Annotated in this window: 19 protein-coding genes, 1 pseudogene and 1 other annotated feature; of the genes and pseudogenes, 18 read left to right on the top strand and 2 right to left on the bottom strand. The window is 47.4% G+C overall.

Annotation, left to right across the window (positions count from 1 at the left end; all coding sequences use genetic code 11):
• Nucleotides 1–11 precede the first annotated feature (11 nt).
• Nucleotides 12–350 carry a hypothetical protein gene (locus tag PSHG_RS01705; RefSeq protein ID WP_010268512.1) on the bottom strand — a complete coding sequence of 113 codons (339 nt, stop codon included), beginning with the start codon at nt 348–350 and terminating at the stop codon, nt 12–14.
• A gap of 504 nt (nt 351–854) precedes the next feature.
• Here PSHG_RS01705 and PSHG_RS01700 point away from each other — a divergent pair.
• The 9 genes from PSHG_RS01700 (at nt 855) to PSHG_RS01660 (ending at nt 11943) form a co-directional block, all read left to right on the top strand.
• Nucleotides 855–1871: an ABC transporter ATP-binding protein gene (locus tag PSHG_RS01700; RefSeq protein WP_010268510.1), complete on the top strand. Its 1017-nt coding sequence runs from the start codon at nt 855–857 to the stop codon at nt 1869–1871.
• Between the two features lie 14 nt (nt 1872–1885).
• Complete coding sequence (locus PSHG_RS01695; RefSeq protein WP_010268508.1) at nt 1886–2686, top strand: ABC transporter permease; 801 nt, start codon at nt 1886–1888, stop codon at nt 2684–2686.
• 4 nt (nt 2687–2690) lie between these two features.
• Complete coding sequence (locus PSHG_RS01690) at nt 2691–3494, top strand: ABC transporter permease (protein ID WP_010268505.1); 804 nt, start codon at nt 2691–2693, stop codon at nt 3492–3494.
• A 209-nt stretch (nt 3495–3703) separates the two neighbouring features.
• Entirely contained in the window at nt 3704–4306 is a 603-nt protein-coding gene (locus tag PSHG_RS01685; protein ID WP_010268503.1) for a hypothetical protein, read from the top strand.
• 281 nt (nt 4307–4587) lie between these two features.
• The gene (locus PSHG_RS29125) at nt 4588–5058 is read left to right on the top strand and encodes a hypothetical protein (RefSeq protein ID WP_010268498.1); all 471 of its coding nucleotides are present in this window, start codon (nt 4588–4590) and stop codon (nt 5056–5058) included.
• Nucleotides 5048–6151 (top strand): phosphodiester glycosidase family protein, encoded by a 1104-nt coding sequence (locus PSHG_RS01675; RefSeq protein ID WP_010268493.1) that lies wholly within the window; start codon nt 5048–5050, stop codon nt 6149–6151. The genes PSHG_RS29125 and PSHG_RS01675 overlap by 11 nt, the downstream gene beginning before the upstream one ends.
• Nucleotides 6152–6344: 193 nt before the next feature.
• Nucleotides 6345–6956: a pentapeptide repeat-containing protein gene (locus tag PSHG_RS26340; RefSeq protein WP_157213420.1), complete on the top strand. Its 612-nt coding sequence runs from the start codon at nt 6345–6347 to the stop codon at nt 6954–6956.
• A gap of 93 nt (nt 6957–7049) precedes the next feature.
• Nucleotides 7050–7329, top strand: a binding site (T-box leader).
• A 737-nt stretch (nt 7330–8066) separates the two neighbouring features.
• Nucleotides 8067–9671 carry a 2-isopropylmalate synthase gene (locus PSHG_RS01665; protein ID WP_010268486.1) on the top strand — a complete coding sequence of 535 codons (1605 nt, stop codon included), beginning with the start codon at nt 8067–8069 and terminating at the stop codon, nt 9669–9671.
• A 598-nt stretch (nt 9672–10269) separates the two neighbouring features.
• Nucleotides 10270–11943, top strand: coding sequence for a polysaccharide deacetylase family protein (locus tag PSHG_RS01660; protein WP_010268484.1), 1674 nt, complete (start codon nt 10270–10272; stop codon nt 11941–11943).
• Nucleotides 11944–12052: 109 nt separating this feature from the next.
• Here the strand turns inward: PSHG_RS01660 and PSHG_RS29800 are convergent.
• Nucleotides 12053–12163: pseudogene (locus PSHG_RS29800) on the bottom strand (winged helix-turn-helix transcriptional regulator); the annotation flags it as partial.
• Nucleotides 12164–12312: 149 nt separating this feature from the next.
• On the opposite strand from PSHG_RS29800, the gene PSHG_RS01650 reads away from it, so the two are divergent.
• The 9 genes from PSHG_RS01650 to PSHG_RS30830 form a co-directional block, all read left to right on the top strand.
• Nucleotides 12313–13251 carry an aldo/keto reductase family protein gene (locus PSHG_RS01650; RefSeq protein WP_010268477.1) on the top strand — a complete coding sequence of 313 codons (939 nt, stop codon included), beginning with the start codon at nt 12313–12315 and terminating at the stop codon, nt 13249–13251.
• A 366-nt stretch (nt 13252–13617) separates the two neighbouring features.
• A complete protein-coding gene (locus PSHG_RS01645; protein WP_010268475.1) occupies nt 13618–14088 on the top strand; it encodes an MEKHLA domain-containing protein in 471 nt (156 codons plus the stop codon).
• Nucleotides 14089–14267: 179 nt separating this feature from the next.
• Nucleotides 14268–15017, top strand: coding sequence for an SDR family NAD(P)-dependent oxidoreductase (locus PSHG_RS01640; protein WP_010268471.1), 750 nt, complete (start codon nt 14268–14270; stop codon nt 15015–15017).
• 106 nt (nt 15018–15123) lie between these two features.
• On the top strand, nt 15124–16416 hold the full coding sequence (locus PSHG_RS01635) for a M20/M25/M40 family metallo-hydrolase (protein ID WP_010268468.1): 1293 nt from the start codon (nt 15124–15126) through the stop codon (nt 16414–16416).
• Between the two features lie 50 nt (nt 16417–16466).
• Nucleotides 16467–17486: a zinc-dependent alcohol dehydrogenase gene (locus tag PSHG_RS01630; protein WP_235782003.1), complete on the top strand. Its 1020-nt coding sequence runs from the start codon at nt 16467–16469 to the stop codon at nt 17484–17486.
• A 692-nt stretch (nt 17487–18178) separates the two neighbouring features.
• Nucleotides 18179–18382 (top strand): hypothetical protein, encoded by a 204-nt coding sequence (locus PSHG_RS30355; RefSeq protein WP_148497606.1) that lies wholly within the window; start codon nt 18179–18181, stop codon nt 18380–18382.
• Nucleotides 18370–19329, top strand: coding sequence for an MTP-1 family protein (locus PSHG_RS01610; protein ID WP_010268463.1), 960 nt, complete (start codon nt 18370–18372; stop codon nt 19327–19329). The genes PSHG_RS30355 and PSHG_RS01610 overlap by 13 nt, the downstream gene beginning before the upstream one ends.
• 240 nt (nt 19330–19569) lie before the next feature.
• Nucleotides 19570–20487, top strand: coding sequence for an immunoglobulin-like domain-containing protein (locus PSHG_RS01605; protein WP_010268461.1), 918 nt, complete (start codon nt 19570–19572; stop codon nt 20485–20487).
• 325 nt (nt 20488–20812) lie between these two features.
• Nucleotides 20813–21181: SMI1/KNR4 family protein (locus PSHG_RS30830; protein ID WP_010268458.1), on the top strand; the 369-nt coding region annotated here is incomplete at its 3' end.

Genomic DNA, 21181 nt, shown 5'->3' with positions numbered 1-21181 from the left:
GGTTTTTAACTTCAGGCGGGATCCTCCAGCGGATAAAAAGTCCATTCGTCGCCGTCAGATACTAATTTGCCGCGGATTACCTTAAGCGTGCGGTCAAAATCAAAGGTTATTTTATCGGTGCTGCCCGTATTTGTTCGTTTATACCAAAGATCAGATACCGAATAAGTTTTCGATCTCCACTTGTTTGTTATTTCCCTTGCGCTCACCCATTCAAGCAAGTTAAACTGATCGGGTTTTCTGAGTGTCGCAAAGTAGTTTTTAACCGGATATTCCGTGTCATTGATCGTAAGGGTTCCCTCAACCTGGTCCCCTGCAAACATTCTTCTCCGGACCTCCAAGTTTATCTTCATTTCGACAGTTTCCTCCAGCGCTACATCATTCTTGTCCGCCCGTAATTCGACAATGAGTTCCTTGTGCTGGGGGATATGCGAGTAGATGACGACTCCAATAAAGCCAAAAACAAAAAACTAATCACTAGTGCTAGTTTCACATCTTCTTTGGTAACGCGGTATCGCTTTTTCATAGCTATCCTTTCCTATGTCATATAATCTTCTTTCTGATGAAAAAGAGATGGCCAAGCTCTATGCGTGCTTTATATCCTCCTAAAACATCTTTGCCGCTTGAATGTCTTATGCTGCCCATACCCGAAATGCAGGAGATAGCCATATTCAGTAAATTATATCCATTTTATCACTTTATATGGAAGTAGAAAACCTGTATTTTTTTGTCGATTCTTTTCCCCGTTTTCACAAAAAATGAAAGTTATTTATAATTAAAAACTCCATTGACGTATAAGGGAATCCGTTCTATTATGATATTATTTTCCAAATTACTAGATATAGGGAGGAGTCCTTTTGACGCTCATACGGGTAGAAAAGCTGAGCAAGCAGTACAAAAGACAGGTCCGATCAGAAGGACTTGGCGGTGCAATCAAAGATTTGTTTAACCGCAAGCATGTTACTAAAACAGCTGTAGACCAGATTTCCTTTTCCATTGACAAGGGGGAGGTGGTTGGCTACATTGGTCCGAACGGGGCCGGCAAATCAACGACAATCAAAATGCTGTCCGGGATCCTCGTGCCAACGAGCGGGATCGTCGAGGTGGGGGGAATCGTTCCTTACAAGAACCGCAAGCAGTACACGCGGAATATCGGTGTGGTGTTCGGCCAGCGTACACAATTGTGGTGGGACATTCCAGTGTCCGAGTCATTCAGAATGATGAAATATATGTACAAAATTTCCGACCAGCAATTTAATCAAAACATGCAGATGTTTACCGATATTTTGGATATACAGAGCTTTATGCATACAGCAGTAAGGCAGCTTAGTCTTGGTCAGCGGATGAGGGCAGACTTGTGTGCGGCTTTGCTCCATAACCCTGATATTTTGTACTTGGATGAGCCGACAATCGGTCTGGACGTCGTGGTTAAAGAAAAAATTCGCGAATTCATCAAGGAGGTCAATAAAGAACGGCAGACGACCGTTATCCTGACCACACATGATATGTCCGATATCGAAAAGCTATGTTCCCGAGTCATTGTCATCGATCAGGGAACGATTATGTATGATGGAAGCTTAAACCAGTTAAAACAGGTATATGGAACCGGTGAAACGATGACAGTGGAAACCGGGGACGAGCTGGACTTTCTTCCGGAGCTTGCCGCAATGGGCATTGAACGGTATGAGCAGGACGGGCATACTCTTAATCTGCACTACGATAAAACAATCATCAACTCAACCGCTATCCTCAAGTTTTTGATGGGACGGATAACAATCACCGATTTTGTTGTTCAGCCTGTAGAGATCGAGCAAATTATTCGCAAGATGTATTTGGGTCCTGCAGCTGCTGCAGCCAGTCGCGAAATCGGATAGGGGGAGAACAATAAATGCGGATTTATTATGCTTTTCTCCTTAATGCCTTTCAATCCAATCTGGCTTATAAAACCGATGTGTTTCTGCGTATGTTTGGCCGCATTATGGCTCTGTTTGTGCAGGTGGCCGTGTGGATAGCACTGTTCCATCATACGACGCAAACGGAAACGAGCATGGGGATGATCGATCTCGATGATATGATCACTTATGTGGTCATTAGTACTTGCATATCCGTATTTATTACGACAGAGGGAGTATTTCAGATCGGCGATCGCATCCGTTCAGGAGAAATTGCCGTTGATCTAATGAAGCCGATTCATCTTCACTTCTGTCTATTATTTCAATCGGTGGGAGGGAATATTTCACGAATTCTATTCGAGCTGCTCCCCCTCTTCCTGATTACGCTGATCGTATTTCCTTTTCAATATCCGACACTGCCCAATCTGCTGCTCTTTTTGTTTGCATTATTTAACGGGTTCTTGCTGAACTTTATCCTATCTTATATTGTGGGTCTGATCGGATTTTGGTACCTTGGCATTTACCATCTTTTTCGCTTATTGGGGGATCTGATAAAAGTTTTCTCCGGCGCGTGGATTCCATTATGGTTCTTTCCCGGCTGGCTGGCGGATCTCTCCGCATTTTTGCCGTTTCGTTTAATCTTCTTTACCCCTATATCCATCTTCCTGGGCAAAATAGAAACTGCGGAGGCCGTCGGGCTCATTCTCCAGCAATTTATGTGGATGGGTCTGCTCAGTGCAGTGACCTGGTTAATGTGGAGAAAAGGAATTACCAAACTGGTTATTCAAGGGGGATGATGGGATGCACGTATTCAAGCTGTACGGTCACTTTTTGATCGTTTATTTCAAGACCTTAGTGGAATATCGCCTATCCTTTTTCATGGATATATTAATCCAGTTCACTACATACGGCTCCACTTACTTGGGAATTTGGATGGTGATGAACCGGTTCGAAACGATCGGGGGTTGGAATTACGAAGAGGTCATCTTTCTTTATTCGCTTAATTTAATGTCTTATGGAATTTGCAGTTTGTTTTTGTGGTCGCCAATGAGATATTTGCAGCATGCTGTCCAGCACGGCGAGTTTGACGGAATTCTGATTAAACCGTTAAATCCGATGGTGCATTTGATCTGCAGACAGTTCAATCAGCATTTTATCGGTCATATCCTGCTTTCCGGCGGAGTTCTTATTTATTGCTTCCGGAATTTGGACATTAGCTGGACATGGTTAAACAGCGGATACTTTTTGCTGGCAATTGCCGGCGGGGTATTTATACAAGGGGCTCTCTTAATTATTTCCGGTGCGATGAGCTTCTGGTTTGTCAAATCCAATGCTTTTACCGACACGATGATTTATGGTTTTCGCGGTTTTCTGGATTACCCGATTACAATTTATAACAAATGGATACAGATTTTTCTAACGTTTGTGATTCCATATGCATTTGTTAACTTTTATCCGGCTCAATATTTCTTGGCTAAAGAAAGTACCGGATTGTTCCACCCTGTATTTCAATTCGCGACACCATTAATTGGCCTTCTGCTTATGCTGCTTTCTTGGGTAATATGGACGCAGGGGGTAAATAAATACCAAAGCGTGGGGTCTTGACAGGACTGTTTAGTATATTATCCATATTGCATGCTGGCGGAATCTATACTGACCTTTGCTTACCTTCACTATAAAGCTTAGTCAAGCCTGCATTCAGTTCTGATGTTTTTCTTGGCTGGGGCAGGAAAATAGGGAAACAAGCCGAATATACTATAAGGCACTGTACTTATGGGTTTGTAAAAATAAAACATAAAAAGGGACACGAATTTATGATTATATTTTTATGGGCGATTATGTTAATCGGATTTGTTTTCCTCGTTACGTACGCTTTGGCCAAAAAAAATAAGTGGTTAATTATTTCAAGTGCAGCCGGTGTAGTTATCCTGCTTGGCATTCAGCTTTACAGCTACAAAAGCTATTCCTTCCCGACCTTTGTAGAAACGGTACAACTGAATTGGGAGGTCTCCCTTCCCGAGCCCTCCGCTCTACAGCCGATGGTGGCGGCCAGGGGCGGATTGCAGGGAGAAGGAGACGACTATACGATTGTAGAATATGAAGACCCGGCTAGCATTAACCTCGTTTCCCAATCTGTGGCCTGGTCAGACCGTACGACCGACAATGAGCAGCAGGTAAGAGAGTATATTCAATCATTGCGTGACAATTATGAATTGGAGGAGGAAGCCTCCAAAAATTTAACAACCTTAAGTGATATGCTGGATAAACCTTACCGCTTTTATAAGAAGGAGCATGCAGACGGGGAATCTTTTGCCTATTTCCTGTGGTTTCCGGAGGAAGGCAGACTTCATGTGCTCGAATATAATCACCAGGATTTGTTGGATTCGATGAAGCCATCGATGAAGCCTAAAAATTAAATACACCCGTTCATGCTGCAAATGGGATTTCGTATGCTCCATTAAAGTCAGTACAACAAGATAAGCAAAAATAAAGCCTATACTGTCTATACAGCCGGAGCGTAATGAGGATTAAATAAAGCTTCAACGATGTAGAGAACAGTTCTTAACCTCGGAACTGCTTCTCTACTTTTTTGTTTTTTTCAGCAACATTTGCTATCATTCGACGTATGTATCAATAAGGTTGATAGAGATAACCACAGACAGCCAGAATCTTTTACAGAAAGGATTTAAGAGAAATCATGAAAGATTTATCGTATATGCCTGCCAATACCGAGAGCTCTGAAGCGCAGCAGCCGGCAAAAGAAGCCAGAAAGCCTATGCCGCGCTGGGTCGTATGGACCGTACCGATCGTGTTGTGGGGCTTGTTGGTCGGCGGCAGCTATTTTCTTGCCCAGCAGTATATTACAGGTCTTCAGCAGCAGCTGGTCCAAATCCAAACCAGTGCAGAAGCTCTAAATAAGACGGTCCTGGATTTGCACACGCAGTTGGGAGAGCATAAGGAGAGCCTGGCTGAGCTGCAACTGCAGTTTTCAACCGTACAGAATGATCTGGAGATCGTAAAGGAAGAGCTTTCTTTAGCGGGGAGCACATTAAATTCTTCAGATCAGACTAGACAGGCCTTGAATGAGCGGATTAGTGAACTAAGCCGGCAGTTGGAGACGCTCCGCGGCTCTATTGCTAAGCTGGAGGAAGCGGCTCGTGCGTACTAAGCTAAATATGGTTATGCTCGTTTTTGTATCGATGGTTACGGCGTTTTTTGCCACATTTTGGTTTTATAATCCGCTGCCTGCATCCTATGCCGAAACCTCTCTTGCACTGGAGCAGCCTAAAGAAACGCTGGAACAGATCAGAAAGGATCTGACCGATATTGAAGATAACTACCAGGCCATGGATATGGCTACCGCAATCAGTTCAGGCTATTTAAGCGAAAGCCGGCAGTCTTTGGCCGCCTTGATCGCGTCGGCTACGAGCCAAAGTGCCACGGATGAAGCTCAGCGCCAGGTGATAGAGCAGCTTGTGGCGGACAGCCAGAATCATACGAAGGCAACCGAAGATGCGCTGGATCAGGTGTTAAGCAGCATGCTCGGTGATCCAGTGGGACAATCCTTTGGCGAACGGTCTACCGTCAAAGTGTTCTCACTTAAAGAAGCCGGTTATAGCGGGTATATGGCTAAGGTCAAGCTGCATGATCCGAATGCGGTAAAACTGGTGCTCTCCAATGATAAAGTGGGGGATACCGGCGAGACGACCAGTGAAGCAGGCCAGCGTAAAGGTGCCGTACTGGCTATTAATGGCGGCGGCTTTGCCAGACAGGATGGACTGTTATATCCGTTAGGGATTACGGTTGTCGATGGGGAAATCAAAACCTTTTACAGCACAGACTTAAGCTTTATCGGTTTTGATAAAGAAGGCAAATTAGTAGGCGGAGATATTACAACCCGTCAGCAAATCTATGATCTGAACGTCATGCAGGGAGCAACATTCGTTCCTTCACTGCTTAAAGACGGGGAAAAGCTGCCTATTCCAAGCAAATGGAAGAATAAAAAAGAGCCGCGTACGCTAATCGGTCATTTTTCAAACGGTGATTTATTATTTATCGTCATTGATGGCCGGCAAAAAGGCTATAGCGAGGGAGTTACTCTGGAAGAGGCGCAGGACAAGCTCCTGGAGTTTAAAGTTCGTGACGCATATACACTCGATGGAGGGGGTTCCAGCGCATTTTATTACAACGGCAAGCTGTTGAACAGCCCTTCCGACGGACGGGAACGGAAGCTTCCAACAAACTTTGTTGTGCTTCCTTAAGGGACTCTCCGCTTGTCAAAGAGATTGGTTCTTATGCTGTTATTTGATAAAGGTATGGGAGGGAGTCCTCTTCAACAAGCAAAATCAAGGTGATAAACCGAACAAGCCAAGCAAACTCGATAAACCAGATAAATCAGATAAACCCAATAAACCGCGTAAACCCAAGATTATCGCTCCCAAGATGCCTAAAGTATTGGACTCTAATGTTCCGGCATTGGACAGCCTGGAGCCGGAAGCCATCGTCCGCGGCTGTCATATTGAACATGCAGCTTTAAGCGATCTGCTGCTGGATAGGGTTTCTTTTGAGCAGGTCAAGTTCAGTCATGTAACCTTTGAGCGGATTGAATGGTCCAAGCTGGAGATGGCAGATTGCGAATTTCATCATTGCGATTTATCGAATGTCCAGTGGAACGATACTATCTTTCATCGCACCCTGTTCCGCGAATGCAAGCTTATTGGTGCCGATTGGTCGGGAGGCACCCTCCGGCATGTGAAGTTTGACCGCTGTGTGGCAGACTTCGCTAACTTTCGGTTTGCGGATTTGAAGCATATCAGCTATGAGGGCTGCATGCTGAACAGTGCTGACTGGTACGAGGCTCAATTTTCCAATGTTTCCTTTAGTGAATGCGTGCTGGACCGCGCGCAGCTTTCCGGAACCAGGCTCGAAGGTGTGGATATTAGCACCTGTCTCTTTCACACGATAGGTGTTGATATCGAGAACTTAAAGGGCTGTATCATTGATCGCAATCAAGCTCATATTTTTGCGAATTTATTGGGGCTTATCATAAAGGATGAGCAGTACTAATGGCGAGTTAGCTTTCTTATTTGAACTGCGAAAATATTTTTGGGTTTGACAGACCACAATATGGGTATTATAATGAGTAGCAAATCTTAATACTTAAACGCTATGAACGGGAACAGTAAGGTGAAACGGGAAATCAGAGAGCTGCGGGATGGTGCAACGCAGCCGAAGTAAGCCTGAAGCTCGCCCGGGAGCGGTAGAATCGAACCGGATGGTCGCCACTGCTGCCATCAATAGTAGATTTTGACGGAATCCTCCGTGATCAGGAAAGACTGCACAAGAGTCTGATCAACTCACTGGCAGTCATCGAGGTGGGTCCTGATGCTAGGGACCAACAAGAGTGGTACCGCGCGAGCACAAGCTTGTCGTCTCTTTTAATGGAGATGACAGGCTTTTTTTGATTAGCTTAACGCGGGTAGCTTTCCCAATGGGGAATATCTCTGTACAAACTGAATCCATAGGACATGTGACAAACGCTTGGAGTGGGAGTAGTAAGGAAGTGCCGGGAAATCAGAGAGCTGCGGGATGGTGCAACGCAGCCGAACGGGACCCTGAACTCGCCCAGGAGCGGATAGGCCGAACGACCCTCTTGAGCCATTTCTAATCGGGTTAAAGGGCAAGGTTATCCTGAATGGGGATATTCAGAAGATTAGGTCTATACGGGATCCTCCGTTAACAGGAAAGCCGAAATCGGTGCGCCGCTGGCAAGATGCAATAGCTCCGCACCTTACACTGGGAGCATGATGATGTGTTTCGCTGCATGAAGGAGTCTCGACCACATGCGCCCAGTTCGGCTGTGAGCGGACTTGGTTACCCCAAGTCAACAAGAGTGGTACCGCGCAGGCTGCAGCCTGACGTCTCTTAACCGGAGACGTCAGGCTTTTTTGGTTGCTTTCGGTATTCTAAGGAGATGAGAACCGGGGTGCACACCGTTATCTAATCCGAAGAATAAGCCGTACGCGGCAATTTGCGAAAGTTGCTTAAGAGTTAAATTTAACATCCTTCTTTCGCGACTATCGCGACTATCCTGACATTTAGGCCAAACCATTAAGCCCGTCCTCGTTAATAAGGGGAGGGGATCCAATAAACTACAACCAGCCAGGAGGAGAACTTATGAATACAAACGACAAAGTACAAGACAGCATGTTTGCTAATCCAGTATCAACGCGAAAAATTCACATATTTGATACGACCTTAAGAGACGGCGAGCAAGCGCCGGGCGCTTCCCTGAACCCGGAGGAAAAGATCATAATCGCAAGGCAACTGGCGAAACTGGGAGTTGATACGATCGAGCCGGGTTTTCCGATTTCCAGTCCCGGTGAATTTACAGCGGTACAAACGATTTCACGTGAGCTGCAAAATGTAGAAATTTGCGGCTTTGCACGAGCGGTAAAACAGGATATCGACTCTGCACTTAAAGCAACAGAAGACGCATCCCGCCGGCGGCTGCATATGTTTTTGTCCTCCTCCGACATTCATCTGGACTTTCAGCTGCGCAAATCCCGTCAGCAGGTGGTACAGCTGGCAAGGGAAATGATTGCTTATGCCAAACAGTTTATAGAGCGCATAGAGTTTTCTCCTATGGACGCAACCCGCACAGGTATGGAATTTCTATATGAGGTTGTGGAGGCGGTTATTGAAGAAGGGGCCACGATTATCAATATACCGGATACTGTAGGGTATGCCTTGCCTGAGGAATACGGCCAGCTGTTCCGCAATGTGCAGCAGCATGTTAGGGGAGGCAAAAGCGTAGAATACAGCGCTCACTGTCATAACGATTTGGGTCTGGCTGTTGCCAACAGTCTGGCAGCTGTTCAGGCGGGGGCGACTCATGTGGAAGTATCGGTGAACGGCATCGGAGAACGAGCGGGAAATACATCGCTGGAAGAACTGGTCATGGCCATTGAAACAAAAGGTCCTGCACTGAATGTCGGCACAAATATTCAATTAGAGCAGCTGTATGCAACCTCCCAGCTTGTCAGCCATATTATGCATATCCCTCTTGCAGTCAACAAGCCGGTCGTTGGACGCAATGCTTTCCAGCACGAAGCAGGTATTCATCAGGATGGTCTGCTGAAAAACCGCAGCACGTATGAAATCATGGACCCGGAACAGCTGGGAATTCCCCGCCACATGATTGTGCTGGGCAAGCATTCGGGCCGGCATGCGATAAAACACCGGGCGATGGAGCTGGGTGTAGCTTTAACGGAAGACCAGCTTGAAGATGTGTATACTAAGTTCAAACAGAAAGCCGATGGGCAAAAAACTGTAACAGATGCAGAATTGATTGAAATGGTGGGTAAAACGGTAGATCGCGCGATTGATCGTTATGAGATTACTGATTTTCAGGTGATCACCGGCTTTAAGCGCAGCAGGGTGGCTTCCGTTACTGTCGCAGACCGGCATTCCGGTACGGAGCGGACCTATTCTGCTATCGGAGAAGGTCCAGTAGAAGCGGTAATCAACGGAATTAAACAAGCGATGCCTGTGGAGATCAAATTCGAAAATCTTGAGCTGCACTCCATGGGCAATGAAGAAAAAGCGTTTGGGGAAGCGACCGTCACCATTGCTGCCGGAGCATCGCGTTACAGGGGTACCGGCATCAACCAGGATGTCATCCAAGCGGTCGTCGAAGCCTTCATGGCGGCAGCCAATCAAGCTGTAAGAATGCTGGAAAAAGCTCAAGCCGACAAACAGAAGCAGCATCACGCCGGCTAATCAAGAATTCCTTCTTATAGACTATAGACTGACTTGTCTTATCACGAGCGCCCGGGCTGGCTGCTGGAGGGTAGGGAGACCTAAGCTTACCGGGCTTTCCAGAAAGTATTTCGAGTACATTGAATCGAAACTAAAACCCCAGGAATGTTGATATTACAGCATTCCTGGGGTTTTGTACGATGATTAAAGGAAGAAGCTGTTATTCTTCCTTTAATAGTGCTGGGTGAAGGGGGTTCACAAAGTTGTTGTGAAATGGGGTAGTTAAATAGGGTCTTGACAGTAAGGAACGATCGGGGTAATGTTAAAGGAGTAGTTACTTGTATATAACCTGTATCATAAATAAGCTTTTATTTACTAATTTTTGTTTTCTGCATACACAATATTACATACAAGTTAGAACATTTTGGGCAATAACGGAACTCTGACGTTTTTCAAGTCCGGTTCTTCCGACCCGGGTTTTAGATTCACTGTTCGCCGATCGTTGTGTTATGTATGGCCTAATATATGCGCAGCGGCTATTTCACTATGCGAAGATACGAAATCTATCATCCAAAGTCAGATCCATGGTCAAATCAAATAGAAAAGGGGAGCCTCGCAAATGAAAATGGCAAAAATCGGGCTTTTAATTGAGAAGCAGCAATTAGAGCAAGAATGGTCTTATGGCTTTAATGTTTTTGGTGTTTATTTGGAAGAAATTCTCTCCCATGCTGGTATGGCCTATACCCGGTTATCCAGTGCTGAGCAGCTTAACAAAGAGCAGTATGATACCGTGATCGTAGCAGCTTGCCGGGAATCTGCAGAAACTATGGAGCCCTTACTGTCCTTTGCACAAGCTGGGGGAACGGTAATCGCATACGGCGGTATTGGCCAGCTCGCGGAAGCTTTAGGGTGTTATCTTGCGCCTGAAGCTTCTGTAGGTTATGCCACACTTCCTTCATCGTTTGCCGATTCAAGACCGCTGCGCTATTTAAAAGCCCAGCCGTGGACCATAGCCCAGGATAACAGCGGCATAACTTCGCAAGGAAGTCTGCATCATTTAAGTCCTGAACAGGCGGAGTTTGCCCCAGCCTTACTGCAGATCAAAGCGGGGAAAGGCTGGGTTGACCGCTGGTCTGTCGATATCCCCTACACTATTGTTGCCCTCCAGCAAGGTGATCGGCCTGTGCTCAAGGATGGAGTGCCTGCCCCTGATGGAAGCGGAGCGGTGAATGACGGAATCTTAAAAGCAGATGACCGCTGTATGATGGATTGGGAGCTCGATCGGGCTGCGACTGAAACAGGCCAGCCATACTTTGCCCATCCTTATGCTGACTTGTGGCGTGAAGTTATTCTTGGGCATTTGTTAAGAAGAGTAACGGAGAAGGGGCTGACGCTGCCTTTTATCGGCTATTGGCCTGACGGAACTGATTATATTGCTATGATCTCGCATGACAGCGATCAAAATCAGGATATTTATGCTGAAGCTACGCTGGAGGTGCTGGCGGAATGCGGCATTAATTCTACCTGGTGTATGATAAAGCCGGGATATAGCGCTCCAATCTATGATCGGGTGAAGGAAGCCGGTCATGAACTGGCCTTCCACTACAATGCATTGACAGCGCAGGATGGGGAATGGGGGGCGCAGGCTTTTGCCGAACAGCTGGAATGGTTGAAAGAAGCTGCAAACTTGAAAGAAGTTGTATCCAACAAGAACCACTATACCCGTTTTGAAGAGTGGGGCGAGCTGTTTGAATTTTGTGAAGAGAATCAGATTGCCGCAGATCAAACCCGCGGACCTAGTAAGAAAGGGAATGTCGGCTTTCTGTTTGGAACCTGCCATCCGTATTTTCCGGTTGCCTGGTACACAGACCGCAATCGCTTATACGATGTTTTGGAGATCGGTTTTTTGACACAAGATTTGGATCATAGCCTGCTGGCAGACACTAGTGTTATTGCTCCTTTTCTTGAGCAAACAATGAGGGTGCAAGGGGTGGCTCATTTCTTATTCCATCAGGTGCATATTCAAAGAAGCGAGCAGGTGGCAGCTGCACTGCGCAAAGTAGTCAAGGAAGCAAAGCAACGCGGTTTTGAGTTTTGGACTTGTCAACAGATTAACGATTGGGAGAGAGCTCGCCGGAAAATGAAAGTTACGGGTTTGGACGAAAACCTCAAGCCGACAGTCGAGCAGGCGTTGCAAGGAACAGTCGTCTGGGTTCCGCTCGCTGAAGACGATCCCCGGGCGAGAGAAGCCCCTGTGCAATTTGGAATACCATGCTATAAAGCTGTTTTGTAACAAACATGAAAGCAGAACGGGAAGTCCCCCAATGTTACTGGACATTAACCTGCAAGCTTATCTGCATAGATAAGCTTGTTGCTGTTGCTGCTATCTTCACGAAAAACGTGATGAGAAAAGCCCATTTTCCTCCCAGCACTTCCAGCGTTTTCTCAATATTGCACTCAATATGCTTAGGTGTCTTAGGAATGTAATTGCTCGTCTTTTTGGCCGTAGCCATCGGCGGACATCCTCCTTGAGCTTAACAATACAATGTATAGTAGATATATTTGCTATAATTAAGTGAAAGTAATTTTACTTCTTCAAATTGTATATGAAGTTTTATAGAATGAAAATGACAGATATTAAAAACAAGGAGGATGAAGAGCAATGGAGTATAGAAGATTGGGCGGAAGCGGATTGAAGGTTAGTGAAATCAGCCTTGGAAGCTGGCTTACCTACGGAGGTTATGTCGAGCGGGAAAATGCGGAACAATCGATCAAAACGGCTTACGAGCTCGGCATCAATTTTTTTGACACGGCCAACGTGTACGAGCGCGGGGCGGCCGAAGAGCTTGTAGGCAGAGTGCTTAAAGATTACCCGCGCGACTCTTATGTGCTTGCCACAAAAGTATTCTGGCCGATGGGCGACGGTCCCAACGACCGCGGTTTATCGCGCAAGCACGTAATGGAGCAAGCCCATGCAAGCCTGAAGCGTCTTGGTCATGATTATATCGATATTTACTACTGCCATCGTTATGATCCGGAGACGCCAATCTACGAGACGCTGCGCGCGATCGATGATTTGATTCGTCAAGGCAAGGTGCTTTACGCTGGTGTGAGCGAATGGCAGGCTTCGCAAATAGCGGAAGCGGTAGGCCTCGCGGATCGTTACTTACTGGATCGAATTGTAGTTAACCAACCGGTATACAACATGTTTAACCGCTACATTGAAAAAGAAGTCATTCCAGTGAGCGAACGCTCCGGCATCGGCCAAGTCGTTTTCTCTCCTCTGGCTCAAGGCCTATTGACCGGAAAATACACTTCCGTATCCGATATTCCGCAGGACAGCCGTGCCGCTAAGCTGGAATGGGTGCGCAAGGGCATTACGGAAGAAAAAATTGCTCAAGTGAAGCAGCTCGAAGGCATTGCTGCCGAGCTCGGCATTTCCGTCGGCAGCTTAGCATTGGCCTGGATTCTGCGTCAGGACAACGTGGCTAGCGCACTCGTCGGCGCCAGCCGTCCGGAACAGGTAAAGGAGAACGCCAAAGCTTCCGGCATCAAGCTCAGCGAAGACGTACTGGAACGGATCGAAGAAATTTTAAAATAAAGAGACAGCCTCTTACATCTTGATGACTAACCTGCAGACACTGCTCGGTTTGTTCGGGATACTCCCGGGCAGTGAAAAGAGCTGCAGGGTGGCCGCCATCCATTTTGGCGCAACGAGGCGGCATGGTAGTTAGTCATTCCGTTCCTCATCAAAGACCTGACTCTGTTCGCACGAACAGAGCCGGGTCTTTGTTTCTATTGGAATTACCTGGCTTACGATATTTGTTATATAATAAGGTGCGATGCATCAAGCACGAATTGCAGATTGCGATAAACAGGATTGCAATATCATTCTGTACAGTTACCCCAGCCCGCAAGTCAATCGAGTTAGCTTGAGGCTGGTAATAGGATAGGGGGAGAGTAAATAATGAAGAACGCGCTGCAAGGGTCTGGCTCTTCTTCTTTAGAGCGTCATGCTCGGCTTCTGCTTAAAAGTTACAAGCATTGGACCGGGCTGGATTTAATACCGCTGGAACCGGAAAGAAGCGCTCTCCATCAATTGGAGGAGGCGCCGCTCGCCGTCCTGTCTCATGGGACAGAGGAGGACCCTGTTCTGAATTACGGAAACCGCATGGCCCGGCAGTTATGGGAGATGGAGTGGGAGCAGTTTACTGCCATGCCGTCCAGACTAACGGCGGAGCCTTTGGAGCGGAAGGAGCGGGAACGTTTTTTTGAACTCGTAACAAAAAACGGATGGGTGGGAGACTACACCGGGGTCCGCATATCCAGCACGGGAAAACGCTTCTCCATATTGAAAGCCACCGTGTGGAATTTGCTTGACGAAGAGGGAAATTACTATGGGCAAGCTGCTGCATTTTCCGATTATCGCTATCTATAACACTTGAAGCTATAATAAGAGGCAGAGTTGTCGGCGCCAGCCTGGGGCACTTTTAATATTCAGCAGAGGTTTATCCATGGTGTTTGCAGCCTGACTTCGCTATAATAAGTAATGTAAGCGCAACCAAGATTGGCTCATATACATACATTTACTCAATACCTTGATGAAGAGGTGAGGCAATGAAATTGAAGGGAAAGCGCGCTATTGTAACCGGTTCGGCACGCGGTATCGGCAAAGCAATAGCGCGGAAAATGCTGCAGGAAGGAGCCCAGGTGCATTTGTGCGATGTCAACGGGGCTTTGTTGCAGCAAACCGCAGCGGAGCTTGCATCAATAGGAACTGTCGATGGCCAGGTCGTCGATGTTACCCAACGGGAGCAGGTAGAAGCTTTTGTGCATGGAATTGTCCAACGATCGGGCCCGATCGATATCCTTGTTAACAATGCCGGCGTAGCTGTCTTCCAGCCTTTTCTCTCGATCGATGATAGGCAGTGGCAGCGCACTCTGGACATCAATGTAACGGGAGGCTTTATCTTTTCCCAGGTTGCAGCCAAGCATATGGCAGAGCAGCAAAAGGGCAGTATTGTTCACCTGGCTTCCACCAACGGACTTCTAGGTGAGGCGGGGCTTGCTCACTATAACGCCAGCAAAGCTGCAATTATCCTTATGTCCAAAACGATGGCTATCGAGCTTGCGCCCTACCAAATTCGTTCAAACTGCGTCTGCCCCGGCTTCATTCGTACCGAGCTGGCATCAGAGGGTGGCATGAGCGATCAGGAGATTGCGGCTTATCTCGAGAAAATACCGTTAGGACGATGGGGAAAGGTGGATGAAGTGGCGAATGCCGTTTCTTTTCTCGCTTCTGACGAAGCTTCGTTCATTACAGGTACGGAGCTTGTCGTGGACGGAGGGCAGATCTGTCAGGAGTAGAGCCTGAGAGAGACGTAAGCTCTCTGCATTTTATTAGCATTGATTTGGTATTGATATTCGTTGAACTTAAGAAAGTAAGCTCCATTATAAAGGAGGTTGCAGCCTGATGAATCCCAATTGGAGTGAACGTTTGCAGACCTGGATTTCCGAACACCGTGAAGAAGCACTGGAATTAACCCGCTCGCTCGTATCCCTTCGGAGTATCAATCGCGTGCCTCATGGAGAAGAATGGCAGGTTCAGCAGTATGTAGCTGATTATTTGCGCAAGCTTGGCTGTGGTACGGATATGTTTCTGCCCACGGATGTGCGGGAATTGACTGCCCACCCAGCCTATTTGGAAGGCAGAAATTATCAGGACCGGCCTAACGTTGTAGGACGCAGAAAAGGCTCTGGCGGCGGAAAATCCCTTCTATTCTCCGGTCATGTGGATACCGTACCTCTAAATAAGGAAGAGACCTGGACGGTCGATCCTCTCTCTGGTGTGATTAAAGAGGGCAAGCAGTATGGCCTTGGGATCTTCGATATGAAGGCGGGCATCGCAGCTTCCTTATTCGCATTAAGGGGTCTGGTTGAGCTCGGAATACCGCTTAAGGGCGATGTTGTAATCGAAACGGTCGTCGATGAAGAATATGGCGGAGCGAATGGTACTCTGGCCAGCCGTTTGAGAGGGCATCACGCAGACGCGGCCATTATACCCGAGCCATCCAATTTGGTCATATGCCCGGCAACCCAGGGAGGAATCATGCTGAGAATCAGGTTTGCCGGCACAGGCGGGAGAAATTTCAGCGGAGAAATAGTAACCAATCCGGTATTTGCCGCTGCCAGATTTATCGAAATTTTCCGGCAGTATGACCGAGCACACAGCATGAAAGCGAGTCTTAACCCGTGGTACAAGGACGGTCCCGGATTGACCAGCTATTTGCAAGGGATGAAAGCGGGCGATGTCTCTCTGCCGTTAAGCGACCGCACGCCGAATCAATGCTCGATAGATGTGTGGATTCAATGCTATCCGGGAACCAGTGAAAAGGAGCTATATCAAGATTTCACCGGATTTTGCCTGGAACAAGCAGCAGAGGATGAACTGCTGAAGCAATTCCCGCCGCAATTCGAGAGATTAATTCGTTTTCTTCCGGGAACGAGCTTGGCGCCCGGGCATCCTTTAATTGAGACGGCAGTACAAGTCGTTCAGGCTGCCGCTCCGCAGCAGCTTGCAGTTAAAGGTGCTCCATTTGCGTGCGATGCCTTTATGTTTGAGCAGTATAGTGAGATTCCGGTTATCGTATGGGGCCCAAGCGGCGGCAATGCCCATGCGGCTGACGAGTTTATACATGTTGATGATTATTTGCAGCTCATTCATTGGTACAGCTTGATGATGATGGAATGGTGCGGTGTTGAGTAACCATTCCATAGCGCTCTGCAGCTTTCAAGGTGGAAAGGGGAACCATTCATTTGAATAGGACTATGCAAGCACTCATGTATGAAGGCCCGCGGCAACTGCATATGAGAGAAGTGGAGATGCCAGTAATCGGGGAACAGGATGTGTTGGTAAAAGTAAGCTTCGCGGGAATATGCGGCTCGGAGCTAAGCGGGTACTATGGCAAAAATTCACTGCGGGTGCCACCGCTCATTATGGGTCACGAATTTTCCGGCGTAATTGCTGACAAAGGTGCGGCTGTCGATGGGCTCGAGATAGGGGATCGTGTAACAGCGAATCCTTTGAGCTCATGCCAGGTTTGTGATGACTGCCAAGAGGCCCGGTCTCATCTTTGCCATGAACGCAAGCTGCTAGGTGCTCATTTGCCCGGCGCTTATGCTGATTATGTTCGAGTGCCCGCTAGCCAGACGCATAAGCTGCCGGAAGGCATGTCTCTGGAAGTAGCAGCGATGATGGAGCCGTTAGCGTGTGCTGTACATATTGTTTCCCAGGCTGAGCTTAAGGGTAGCGATTCTCTGCTAATCGTTGGCGCCGGCCCCATTGGCTTGTTCACCCTTCTGGCGGCACAAAAGTGGGGGGTTAAACACATTGTCGTACAGGAAATAGCAGCGGAACGGTTGAAGATGGTCGAGGCTTTGGGCGGGATCGCGGTGTCAGGTGAAGAAGAACTCTCCAGATTTATGCCAGACAGAGGGTTTACTGCCAGCGTAGACGCTGTCGGGCTTGAAGTTACCCGCAGGCTTTGTGTGCAAAGCACTAGGCCTGGAGGCAGGGTTGTCTTCTCAGGTCTCCATTCCGCTGACAGTTCGCTGCCTATTAATGAGATTATCCGTAATGAAACGGTGCTGAAAGGGGCTTTCGCCTACACGCCGGACGATTTCCGGCAAGCGCTGCAATGGGATGAGGCATTCGGCCCCAAGCGATTGGAGCCCTGGCTGGTGGAAGCGCCTTTGAAGGAAGGTCAATTTTGGTTTGAAAAGCTGACGAACGATCCAGGCAGCGTGGCAAAGGTGCTGCTGCGGATAAACAACTAATGTATTTAACAAATATTGGAAGAAAGAACGAATAAATTTTAAACCGACCGGAAAGCCGGCTACAGGCATAATGAACAAATGCCGGAGCCGGCCTTTACGGTGTATTGATATGGGAAAGGATCAGAAGACCGTCTATCTTTTGCTGCTCAATAAAGGATGGCAGGGTAAGGGAGTCTCTGCTGCAGGAGTAATGGACTGGATCAAGAGATTAATGCCGTGACGGTGGGCTTCACTTTCGATGGCCAAATAGATTTTGCCAAAGAAGTTTTGCATAGAGAAGGTAAATTCAGACGCAATCAAACCGATGGTCTGCACGGATGGTGGACGGTCGGTTTGATTTTTTTCTTCGTATATTGATAGCTTACCGGTAATTGTATTGTTTTTTGCAGCACAGCACTATTTCATTGAGGGGATTATTTACGGGTATAAAAGAATAATTGAGCCTAAAAACGGATAGAAGAGTGTCTTATATGAATGGGCTTTAAGCTATTAAGGAGCTGCAGTTAGTGGTTCAGACGAAATTTTGAAGCAAGTTATGTGATTGAGGTACGATTACCCGAGATTTCTCATGAAAGACTGGTTTATTATATATCATGGGGCGGATCATTCCAACCGCTACTGAATGGGAGCCGCCGTACTTCTCGATCTACAGCATCCGGAACGGGTTATTGCGCGGTTGGAGGAGCCAATTCTTGTTCCTGAAGCTCCCGCGAAATGAACGGCTTCTTCGGACGAGTCGTATTTGCTTGCGGCGCTGTTATCAATGGGGGCAGGTAAGAATGTATTACGGGGCTTCAGATGAGTTAGTGGCCGGGGTTACGTTCGAGCTTTCCGATTTGCTGGAGCAGATCAGACAAAATAATAGAAGGGAGGAGCAGCAGCCATGGATAAATTAGTTAATCGGGGCTGGTTATCTTGCAATGATTTGCTGGAGGCTTTCCGCAGCAAGGAGGCACGCCCGTATGGAGCCCAGAAGCTGTTGTTTTCCGGGGTCGGTACCAGGGATGTGTACAATATTGCCGCGCCGTTTGAAGATGAAGGCGAAATGGTACTGGCCGGACGCGTGGAGGATCGCGACAGTGAGCAGTCTGAGATTTATTTCTTTGCCGAGCGTGGCGGAAATTGGGTGGCTAGAGAAGGGGCGCCTGTCTTCAGGCTGCAGGACCCGTTTTTCACAAGGATATCCGGTGAGCTTGTTTTTGGCGGGGTCGAGACGTTCCCCCATCCTGAAAAGGCAGGCAAGCTTAGCTGGCGCACCGTCCTTTACCGGGGAAGCTGTGTCGCCGATCTCAAGCCTTTCTTCAGCGGACCGGACCAAATGAAAGACCTGCGGCTTGTTGAGCAGCAGGATGGTACGATTGGTGTGTTTACCCGTCCCCAAGGCGAGAAGGGCGGGCGCGGCAAGATCGGGTACACCCAAATAGACCGATTGGAGGATTTATCGCAGGAAATCATTAATCAGGCTCCGCTTCTGGAGGGGCAATTCTCCGAAGAAGAGTGGGGAGGCGGCAACGAAATTCATCTGCTCACTAACGGCTTTTTGGGAGTTCTCGGTCATATTGCCCGTTTTGATGAACATGGAGATCGGCATTATTATCCAATGATCTTCGTATTCGATCCGGCCACCCGCACTTACTCCAATCTCGAAATTATCGCTGAAAGAGGTAATTTTGTGGATGGTCCTGCCAAACGTCCTGATCTGGCCGATGTTGTATTCAGCGGGGGACTTGTCCGCAAAGCCGACGGAACGGCCGATTTGTATGCGGGCACGAGTGACGCTGAAGCACAAAAGGTGACAATTAGCGACCCGTTCTCCGCTTTTGAAAAAAAAGTAAACAAATAGACTTTTAATAGCAGCTATGCTGTATTTAGGAAATTCTACTTTTTAAAAAGAATACACGCTTTATATGTAAAGTATCCCGAACACCGATATCCTAGGTGATTTCCGGGTGCTTTTTGCATTTATTTGAGTCAAAAATTCTGGTTTACAAATTTGGAACAGCAACTTTTTTCCAAACGACACGTCTAGAGCCTTAGAGCAAGATCGGCCATCAGGCTAAACTAGAAAAGGCAGGTAGAGGATATGAAAATAAAGCAGCTGCTCACAGCGCTGTGTACATTTTTAATGCTGATGACTGCAGGGTGCTCGGAAAATGTCCAGGAAGCACCTAACCGCAATCTTAGCGAAACAGAATGGTCCGAGGGTCATGGGGAGCTTCCCGGACAGATCGGGCATGTGGATATCGTTCAACCTCAGGAGAATTGGATGTTCGAATCTCCGGATAGTGTCCTGGAGCTTGGTGGATATGCCCCTCCAAGCGGGCTATGGTTCCTTTACAACGGTGAAGGGAAGCTGGGTTACAGTATTTCTGGGGGGACAATGAGAGCCGGAGATGAAATTTCCGTATCGGTTAGCGCACCATCCGATGATGTGCTGGTCAACCGTAGAGCCAGGGTTCGGCTGACCTCTTGGGAAGCAAGTAAAGATGAACCAATTCAATTGGATGAACATATCGTAACGATCTCAACTGTAAAGCAGCAGGAAACTCTATACTCCAGCAAATTGCCTGATAGCGAAAATGCCGCATATTTGCTTACCATCGAGATTTTGGATGAACAGGATAAAGCGGAGGATACGATGGGCAGAGCCATTTACGTGCCGGCCCCGGAGGTTAATGCTAGCTGGCACGCTTCACAGGATAGCTACAGCGGGCAAAGCCATGCCGATGTCACCCTTTACAACGCCGGACCAACAGTACTTACGCTCGGGACATATTATACTCTTGAAAAGAAGGTAGGCACGGAGTGGCGGGTTGTTCCATTTCCTGAGGAGACGGTCTTTCCGGATATAGGCATTGTAATTGCTCCCGGTCAAAATTATGAGCAGGCGGTGCTAATCGGGGGGCTCGATTCCGGCCTTTATCGTGTAGTCAAAACTATTAGCGCAGATGGAATCGAAGGGTCTATCGACTTGGCCGCTGAATTCCGTGTGGAATCATAGGGAAGGAATCGCCTGAAGCGAAAGGCAAACACTAAACACTTCAACCAGAAAACCATTAATACCATTAAATAAAAATTGACTTCACAAAAAGATAGGTGTCAACTGGGAAAAGAGTGCAAGTCTATTGATTAGAATATAATTAATATCAATAAATATTAACGAGATTAAATGAGGTCACAGTCTAAACAAATGCTGCACTGGATTTCGAATTTAAGACGAAAAGTTATAGCAAGAGATTCGTTTAGTAATTTGGAATATTTACAAAAACTAGAAGATTCACTATTATAATGGATATATACTTACTAATCAGAAAAGGGTGAACAAATTGGATTACGCAGCAGTAAGAAGCAGAATAGATTCTACCGCAGCGAAAATACGGCAGTTGGGCGGCGATGTTCCTGAAGTGACGGTGGATCGTCCGGCTACAGCGGATGAAATTACACTGGCTGAGCAGACATTAGGGTTAGTACTGCCGCAGCATTTTAAAGAGGTGCTGCTAGAGTTTTCTGGAAATTTCAGCTTTCGCTGGTTTTTGCCTGATGGTTTAGAGCCGCCGACGGAGTTTAGAGGGATTTTCTCCGGCCAGCTTCATTGGAGCCTCGAATTGCTCCCGCAGATGGAGGAGGGGCGAGCGGGATGGATTGAAAATGTATTTCCTGATCCGGCTAACGCCTATGATGCAGTCTGGCATAAT

This window comes from Paenibacillus senegalensis JC66 (genome assembly GCF_000285515.1).
GTDB classification, from domain to species: Bacteria; Bacillota; Bacilli; order Paenibacillales; family NBRC-103111; genus Paenibacillus_L; species Paenibacillus_L senegalensis.
This window is presented reverse-complemented; position numbering and strand designations above follow the sequence as displayed.